The 8,417-nt window shown below is 47.7% G+C and carries 4 protein-coding genes, 2 tRNA genes and 2 rRNA genes (1 of these 8 running past the window's edge); 3 read left to right on the top strand and 5 right to left on the bottom strand.

Annotated elements, in window-relative coordinates:
• Positions 1-190: 190 nt before the first annotated feature.
• The 3 genes from FIV45_RS17665 to FIV45_RS17675 all read left to right on the top strand — a co-directional run bounded on the left by FIV45_RS17665 (position 191) and on the right by FIV45_RS17675 (position 3,003).
• Entirely contained in the window at positions 191-748 is a 558-nt protein-coding gene (locus FIV45_RS17665; protein WP_099474526.1) for a hypothetical protein, read from the top strand.
• Positions 749-798: 50 nt separating this feature from the next.
• Positions 799-1,266, top strand: coding sequence for an AAC(3)-I family aminoglycoside N-acetyltransferase (locus FIV45_RS17670; protein ID WP_099474528.1), 468 nt, complete (start codon positions 799-801; stop codon positions 1,264-1,266).
• A gap of 153 nt (positions 1,267-1,419) precedes the next feature.
• Positions 1,420-3,003 (top strand): HEPN domain-containing protein, encoded by a 1,584-nt coding sequence (locus tag FIV45_RS17675; protein WP_099474530.1) that lies wholly within the window; start codon positions 1,420-1,422, stop codon positions 3,001-3,003.
• A 363-nt stretch (positions 3,004-3,366) separates the two neighbouring features.
• Here FIV45_RS17675 and FIV45_RS17680 read toward each other — a convergent pair whose 3' ends face one another.
• The 5 genes from FIV45_RS17680 to FIV45_RS17700 form a co-directional block, all read right to left on the bottom strand.
• Positions 3,367-4,560, bottom strand: coding sequence for a tyrosine-type recombinase/integrase (locus FIV45_RS17680; RefSeq protein ID WP_099474531.1), 1,194 nt, complete (start codon positions 4,558-4,560; stop codon positions 3,367-3,369).
• 179 nt (positions 4,561-4,739) lie between these two features.
• Positions 4,740-4,816 (bottom strand) — tRNA-Met (locus tag FIV45_RS17685).
• 81 nt (positions 4,817-4,897) lie between these two features.
• Positions 4,898-5,012 (bottom strand): 5S ribosomal RNA (gene rrf / locus FIV45_RS17690).
• Between the two features lie 233 nt (positions 5,013-5,245).
• Positions 5,246-7,995, bottom strand: a 23S ribosomal RNA gene (locus tag FIV45_RS17695).
• 380 nt (positions 7,996-8,375) lie between these two features.
• Positions 8,376-8,417, bottom strand: a tRNA-Ala gene (locus FIV45_RS17700) (it continues 34 nt past the right edge of the window).

Raw genomic sequence — 8,417 nt, forward strand, 5'->3', positions numbered from 1 at the left:
GGTCACAAAGGATGACATCGTCGTTGATACCGCCCGCCTCGCGGCCTGATTGCGGTCTAAACGGTGCCCTTTGACGTGCCCCACCGGGTGCAGAGGTTTATTTTAACAACCGGTCCTTGTTTAATGTCACTCGAGTGTATACCATGGGCGAAACACACGTCACGAACAAGAGGCGAGGAAAGCAGATAACATGGGGGTAATGATGGTCCATCCCAGAGCATTTATCAAAACCGGCATTCGGTCCGACAATCTGGACCCAGACCTCACCCGCGCCCTCGCGATCATTCGGGTGGGCTTCAATGAGGCCCGCAGACTCATCCCCCGACGCGCGCCCCCGGCACCTCCCACAGACGATAAATTCAAGCCGCCAGTGAAAAGCTTACGCGCTGGCCAGGTCCTCAAACCCCGCAAAGAGCCCGCAAACCTGAACCGGCATAACCCCGGCCGGATTCTGCGGATCTACAGCTTTGACGACCACCAAGTCTTCCCCGGTCGGCAGATCTTTGTCGAGGTCAATCAGAAGAAAATGACCCGCCCGAAATTTTGGACGACGATGCGGCAGCAGGATAAATTTCAGGCGGAGATCGCGACTTTCTTGTTACAGCAGCGCCAGTTCTTTCGTCAGAAGAATTACCGCCGCGCCGGCGCAGCGCTCCGCAACAGTACCGAAACGGCCTATCATATGCTCCTGACGCTCCTCCACGGCTACAGCTGCCCCAAAGTAGATAATCGCAGACTAGCATTTTGACTGGTTAATTCAATTGAGATAAACTCCTCATTATTCGGAAGATAAATCATATGAATTTTCAAATAAAGCAAATTACCGCTGAGGACATGGAAGGGTTTGAAGCACTATTGAATTGTTTCGAAGAAGCTTTTGATGACAAGAAAACGTATGGAAACAACCGGCCGGATAACTCCTACTCGAAAGAACTTCTTACTAGTGATACTTTCATTGCGCTTAAAGCAGAAAAAGATGGTGTTGTCATTGGCGGTCTTGCTGCATACGAACTTAAAAAGTTCGAACAAAAACGAAGCGAAATATATATTTACGATTTAGCAGTTTCAAAACCCTATAGAAGAAAAGGTGTCGCTTCAGCATTAATAGAAATACTTAAACCCATGGCATTAAAACGCGGTGCTTGGGTCATTTATGTGCAAGCCGACAAAGAGGATCAGCCAGCGATTGAGTTATATTCCAAACTCGGCATTCGCGAAGATGTATTGCACTTTGATATCCCTGTTGTTCCTCAACAAAGCAAATGAAGCCATTACGTTTCCTTCATATAAAATTAAGCAGGGCAGCTGTCCGCTTACCGAGTGTCTGCTTTCGACCCAAAGCGGACATTAATTTAATGGTATTGTGCTTGTCAAGCCAAGGTTAGGTGCCTGCAAATAGACAATAGAGGATAAAAAAATATGCCAATAGTAAATATCCCTCTTTTTATAAAAAACATGGGGCATAAAATACTGGGATTCATTCTGAATATTGAAGAGGACGTAGCCTTAGGGGTTTTAAATGGTCAGTATGATATAAGTGAGGAAAAAGCTGAAGTATTAAAAGGATTTATCAAAATCTGTCGCCGACTACGAATGCAAGGGATTGATCAAGGTGATGTTGATTTTTCAGTGTTTCATACACTTCCACAAATCCTACAGGATAACAGGCATATTTTTAATATTTGGCATGAACAACTTGGTGGCGAGAAAGTTCATGTTGATATTCCAGACCCTGTAGCCTCATCCGCATCTAAAATCGCACTGGAGGTCTTTCCTCTTTTTCTGATAAATCTTCCCACTAACAGTCACTTTTTTATGAATACCTTCTCTCATTTGAGTTCTTTAACTTATCAGCTGCATGAAAGACAGATTCTTATAGACAGTATCATGGCTGATCGATCATTAGCTAAGCTATTCACTAATGTTGGTGAGAATGAAATGGATACCCATTGTCAATATATGGCCTCTTCTGGCAGGGGTGGAGGGCTTCAATTAGCAGTTTTTCCCGAGACTCTTATCGCAAACACCTATGAGCTAATGAAAATGCGAGGCAATATTTCCCGTGATGCGTTGTTAGCCTCAGTAGCTGAAAATATTGAGATGTTACGAAACCTTGGAGAAGGGAAACAAATCGAGGTTCCAGCCTTCGTTGGATTTCACAATGTTGGCCTTGATGATTTTTCAGAAATGGAAATAGAAAATGGAAAAATTCGAACCTATAACGAAGAAATATTATCTCTTATACCAAATCAAGCAAGGCCATCTATTTTAGGCGGTCAGAATAAAATTCTTGGTCTAGTTCTTGAGTATAAATATCCATACGAGATAATACTCGGCGAGCAGCAGGGATCTAAAAATTGGCCTCCTCAATTAGAACAAGCCAGGAAAAAACTTGCTTTATTCCAAGAGAACCTATCATTCGCTTTAGCGTTAGCTATAAATAGAACTCCTGCAATAGGAATAAATCAGGCTTGGTCTCTTGTCTTTGATCCGTTAAGCCATGGTACAAATATATCATGGGGTAATAGTGTTAAATCTCCTATGCCCCACTATTTGCTCAAAAGTGATGAAATTGAGGCCATAACCTACTGGTCTAAAATCATTAATGATAGTGATGATGAGAAAATAAGATTAGCCATTAGAAGAATACTTTCATCAATTAACGAAAGAATGAACCCCATTGATGGTTTCATTGATTCAATAATTGCATGGGAAAACCTTTTTGGAGGTAATGCAGAGCTTAGCTACAGAATATCCGTTTCAATCGCCAAGCTATTGAAAGAGAACTCGGAAGAGAGGCTAGAACTCCAGAGTAAAGTTGTAAAATACTATACTGAAAGAAGTAAAATTGTGCATGGAGTTAAAGAAATATCGCATGATGATGCAGTCAAAAAACGAGATGAATGCCTGCAGATTGCACTGGATGCCATAAAGAAACTTTATAAAGAACATCATGACCTTTTGTCAGATACCGAAAGGTCAAAGAAATTGGCTCTTTTATGAAAGCACCTAACAAATCAAACAACTGATCCCTGTTATTTGGTGAAAATTGAATGTCCGCCTCTGGCCGATAGAGGCGGTAATACCCCCGTTAAATAAAGGTGATGGATTCAGAGGTAGAATTTTCGTCAATTTCTTGAAACAGCGATATGAATAACTCATTAGGGAACATTAATTTGTTAGCCGGTGCGCAGCAATGGTTTACTTCGCCATCTCTCTACAGAGTAGGCAACAGGGAAAAAGTATAGCCATCATAGAAATAACTGCGTAGGGTTGGCCGATGCAGCAGTTCTTCGCGAGGGCACAGCCTGATTGACTGTCTCCAAGGTCAATTAACATCATCCAGACTCTCTACCTCACAGGCCATTAGTCAACATCAAAGACCTTGACGCCCCTGACCCGTCTCACGTTCACGAGCCGGGTGTCGATCATGTCTTTCAGATGGGCGGCATAGTGCTTTTCGATCATCTCGACGGATGTGCGGCAGTTCTTGGCCACCTGATAGATGTCGGCACCCTCCAGCAGCCGGAAGCAGATATAGCTGTGCCGTAAACTGTAAGCCGTCCGGGCCTTGCCATTTCGGTCAAACTTAAGATCAAGTTTCAAGAGAATGCCGTTCAGCATTTTCTTGAAGTCAGTCGTGAACAAACGATCCGTCTGTTCCGGATTATTTCTTTTCAGCATACGCTTAAAGGGGCGCACCGCCCCCGGCATGCTTTTACAAAAGCCCACGCCCCGTTTGCCGCGGACTTCGATTTCAAGAATAGTCTCCCCGGTGTGCTCGTCATCGACGATCTCAACATCCCGGTACTCCAGACGCTTGACCTCATCGGGCCTGAGCCCGGTGTTGGCCATGATCAACACATAGTCATGCAACTGCTCTGCCTGCCATTTAAACCGCACCACTTTCGGATAGGCGGCGTTATGGCGAGTGGCTTCATAGAAGCGTTTATATTCCTTAGGGGTGAACCAGGGGCGATGCTCGACCTTGCTTTGACGGCGGTAGGGATCGGACAGATCCGGCACATGGTCGAGCCAGCCATGACGCTGGGCGGTCTTCAGGACCATGCTCAGGGTCACCACTTCATTGTGCAGCGTGTTCTGGGCCGGCGGCGTCCAGGGCTTGTAGCCTTCTGCGCCTTCTTCCGGCCAGTCTTCCGGCTTGGTCATCCGGTGGGCGCGGTAATTCTGGCCGACGCCGGAGGTGATCGCCTTGACGCCTTTGGCGCCGAGGAACGGCAGGAGATGCAGCCGCAACCGGGCTTTGTGCCCCTCGACCCATTTCGGGCTGCGGCGCCCGATGGTGATCAGTTCATATTCACTCTCGAAGATTTTCGCGGCCTCGCGGAAGGTCTTGCCCGCATTGAGCTCGCCGAAGCGATCCATATTGAGCAATTCCATATACCAGTCTTCGGCCACATCCTTGGCGGCGGCCAGGCTCTCCTGTTTGCTGCTTTGTCGATACTGCCGCCCTTTGATCGAGGCGGCGCATTGCCACTTCTTTGAATCTTCCCGACGGAACACACTTACTTTGCCGCCCAGGATTTTGTGAATTTCCATAAGAATTCCCCTGTGCCAAATTGTGTTAATGACTGTATTAAAAACCGTGCTAAACCGTGCTAGAACCGTGCTAGCTGTTTTGCAGCCTATAGGAGAGTTTCTGGCTTGTCAAATCGCGGGAGGTTGAATCAAAAAAGCCTGCCAGTACAATGCACTAGCAGGCTTTTTATGTGTATTCTTGGTTGCGGGGGTTGGATTTGAACCAACGACCTTCAGGTTATGAGCCTGACGAGCTACCGGGCTGCTCCACCCCGCGGTAATGATATTTGCCTACCGCTTCGCTACATGAGGTCGGCTTTGAGATTGTGGATGGGTTTTTGTTCAATATCCTTAATAGACCTGGCGACGACCTACTCTTCCGCGCCTTGAGACGAAGTACCATCGGCACTATCTGGTTTCACTTCCGGGTTCGGGATGGGACCGGGTGGGACACAAACGTTATGATCACCAGGTCAATTAAGGATATTGGGCTGTTAATTTTATTTTGATTTTACTGAGCGTTATCCCAGGATCAGTTTAGAATATTTCAAGTTACACACCAAACCGAAGGCTGTTACAGCCTGAGGCAAGGGCGACCGCCCGCCCGAGCTAATGCGAGGTTGGGGGAGCGCACGTGCGCGGGGGAACATCCCCCGTCACATTTAAAATATTCTTTTAAATCATCTGATCTCTGTTCATGACGAATGATTTCAAGTCGATTGAGTAATTAGTACTGGTCAGCTTCACGCGTTACCGCGCTTCCACATCCAGCCTATCAACGTGGTGGTCTTCCACGGCTCTTTAGGGAGAACTTATCTCGAGGTGGGTTTCCCGCTTAGATGCTTTCAGCGGTTATCCCGTCCATACATAGCTACCCTGCAATGCTGCTGGCGCAACAACAGGTCCACCAGAGGTATGTCCATCCCGGTCCTCTCGTACTAGGGACAGATCCTCTCAATTCTCCTACGCCCACGGCAGATAGGGACCGAACTGTCTCACGACGTTCTAAACCCAGCTCACGTACCTCTTTAAATGGCGAACAGCCATACCCTTGGGACCTGCTCCAGCCCCAGGATGAGATGAGCCGACATCGAGGTGCCAAACAATGCCGTCGATATGGACTCTTGGGCATTATCAGCCTGTTATCCCCGGCGTACCTTTTATCCGTTGAGCGATGGCCCTTCCACGCGGGACCACCGGATCACTATGACCGACTTTCGTCTCTGCTCGACTTGTCAGTCTCGCAGTCAGGCAGGCTTATGCCATTGCACTCTCACAGTTGATTTCCGACCAACCTGAGCCTACCATCGCGCGCCTCCGTTACTCTTTAGGAGGCGACCGCCCCAGTCAAACTACCCACCACAGAAGGTCCCGGACCCGGATATACGGGCCGCGGTTAGATAACAGACAGGTTAAGGGTGGTATTTCACCAACGGCTCCCTCACATCTGGCGACATGAGTTCAAAGCCTCCCACCTATCCTACACATAACATATCCATTATCATTCTGAAGCTATAGTAAAGGTGCACGGGGTCTTTCCGTCTAACCGCGGGTAGCCCGCATCTTCACGGGCAATTCAATTTCGCTGAGTCTATGTTGGAGACAGTGGGGAAGTCGTTACGCCATTCGTGCAGGTCGGAACTTACCCGACAAGGAATTTCGCTACCTTAGGACCGTTATAGTTACGGCCGCCGTTTACCGGGGCTTCAATTCGGTGCTTGCACACCTCCTTTTAACCTTCCGGCACCGGGCAGGCGTCAGACCCTATACGTCGTCTTGCGACTTCGCAGAGCCCTGTGTTTTTAGTAAACAGTCGCCACCCCCTGGTCTGTGCCCCCCCTAAAAAGTTGCCTTCATAGGGGGCATCCTTCTCCCGAAGTTACGGATGCAATTTGCCGAGTTCCTTCAACATAGTTCTCTCAAGCGCCTTGGTATGCTCTACCTGTCCACCTGTGTCGGTTTGGGGTACGGTCTTAACGGTGGAGCTATTTCCTGGAACGATTTCGCGGCCCCTCCAATCCAATAAGGAGGAACAACTTACATCATCCGTCACTACCACCAGGCCCAGTAATATTAAACTGAGTTCCCATCGACTACGCTTTTCAGCCTCGCCTTAGGGACCGGCTAACCCTGCGCAGATTAGCTTTACGCAGGAACCCTTGGACTTTCGGCGAGAGTGTCTCTCACACTCTTTATCGCTACTCATGCCAACATTCGCACTTCTGATACCTCCAGGACCCCTCACAGGTATCCCTTCACAGGCTTACAGAACGCTCCGCTACCACTTGATACAAAGTATCAAATCCGAAGCTTCGGTACATGTCTTGAGCCCCGTTACATCTTCGCCGCAAGATGGCTATTAGACCAGTGAGCTGTTACGCTTTCTTTAAAGGGTGGCTGCTTCTAAGCCAACCTCCTGGTTGTTTTGGCCTTCTCACATGCTTTCCCACTTAGACATGATTTAGGGACCTTAGCTGTCGGTCAGGGCTGTTTCCCTCTCCACTACGGACCTTAGCACCCGTAGTGTGTCTGCCAGATAGTACTTACCGGTATTCGGAGTTTGGTTAGAATTGGTAAGGCTCGCGCCCCCCGCATCCATCCAGTGCTCTACCCCCGGCAGTATTCGTCTGACGCTCTACCTAAATAGATTTCGCGGAGAACCAGCTATCTCCGAGTTTGATTGGCCTTTCACCCCTAGTCACAGGTCATCCCCTCATTTTTCAACATAAGTGGGTTCGGTCCTCCAGTGCATGTTACTGCACCTTCAACCTGCCCATAACTAGATCACTCGGTTTCGGGTCTAATACGTCATACTAAATCGCCCTATTAAGACTCGCTTTCGCTTCGACTACACCTATCGGCTTAATCTTGCATGACATACTAAGTCGTTGGCCCATTATACAAAAGGTACGCTGTCACCCCATAAAGGAGCTCCAACTGATTGTAAGCATACGGTTTCAGGATCTATTTCACTCCCCTTATCGGGGTGCTTTTCACCTTTCCCTCACGGTACTTGTTCACTATCGGTCGAATAGGAGTACTTAGGCTTGGAGGGTGGTCCCCCCATGTTCAGACAGAATTTCACGTGTTCCGCCTTACTCGAGGACTTGAAATGAATTTACCGATACGGGGCTATCACCCACTAAGGCTGCACTTTCCATTGCATTCTCGTTTTTCAAATCAAGCCACTGGCCTGGTCCGCGTTCGCTCGCCGCTACTAACGGAGTCTCGGTTGATGTCCTTTCCTTCAGGTACTTAGATGTTTCAGTTCCCTGAGTTCGCTTCCCTACCCTATGTATTCAGGTAGGGATGACTATTAAATAGCCGGGTTTCCCCATTCGGAAATCGTCGGATCAAAGCTTTTTCGCAGCTCCCCGACGCTTATCGCAGCGTAACACGTCCTTCATCGCCTCTATTCGCCAAGGCATCCACCATATGCTCTTATAACACTTGAGATCATCGCCATGTACAGAGATCAGATCACTTTTGTACTAATCTGATCTTGGAACAATCATCCGGCCTTCCAGGGTATGGGGGCCGAACAAAAAATACATGACGCTCATTAAAATCAAAAAGCTAGTATTTCTCTGTCAATGTCTGCGCTCAAATACTGCTCGGGGAGAGCAGAAAAACGCAAACCAGAAAATATCTACCTATTAAAATTAACAGTATAACCAGAGAGAGAATTGAGTAAACTCTCTGATTAAAAAACCCATTCACAATGTCAAAGAACGTTATAAATAAACAACAAAGATTTGTTGTTTATTTATATAAGTCCACCGGAGGCTTGGCGCCCCCTTTGGAATTAAATGTCTCATGTAAGTTCAGGTAAATTTTGGTGGAGGCAGAGGGGATCGAACCCACGACCTCATGCTTGC

Origin of the sequence: Paremcibacter congregatus (assembly GCF_006385135.1) — a bacterium.
GTDB classification, from domain to species: Bacteria; Pseudomonadota; Alphaproteobacteria; order Sphingomonadales; family Emcibacteraceae; genus Paremcibacter; species Paremcibacter congregatus.

Excerpts from the sequence above, each read along its gene's own strand:
- FIV45_RS17665 (WP_099474526.1), top strand. The coding sequence starts at position 191 with ATGGGGGTAATGATGGTCCATCCCAGAGCATTTATCAAAACCGGCATT.
- FIV45_RS17670 (WP_099474528.1), top strand. The coding sequence starts at position 799 with ATGAATTTTCAAATAAAGCAAATTACCGCTGAGGACATGGAAGGGTTT.
- FIV45_RS17675 (WP_099474530.1), top strand. The coding sequence starts at position 1,420 with ATGCCAATAGTAAATATCCCTCTTTTTATAAAAAACATGGGGCATAAA.
- FIV45_RS17680 (WP_099474531.1), bottom strand. The coding sequence starts at position 4,560 with ATGGAAATTCACAAAATCCTGGGCGGCAAAGTAAGTGTGTTCCGTCGG.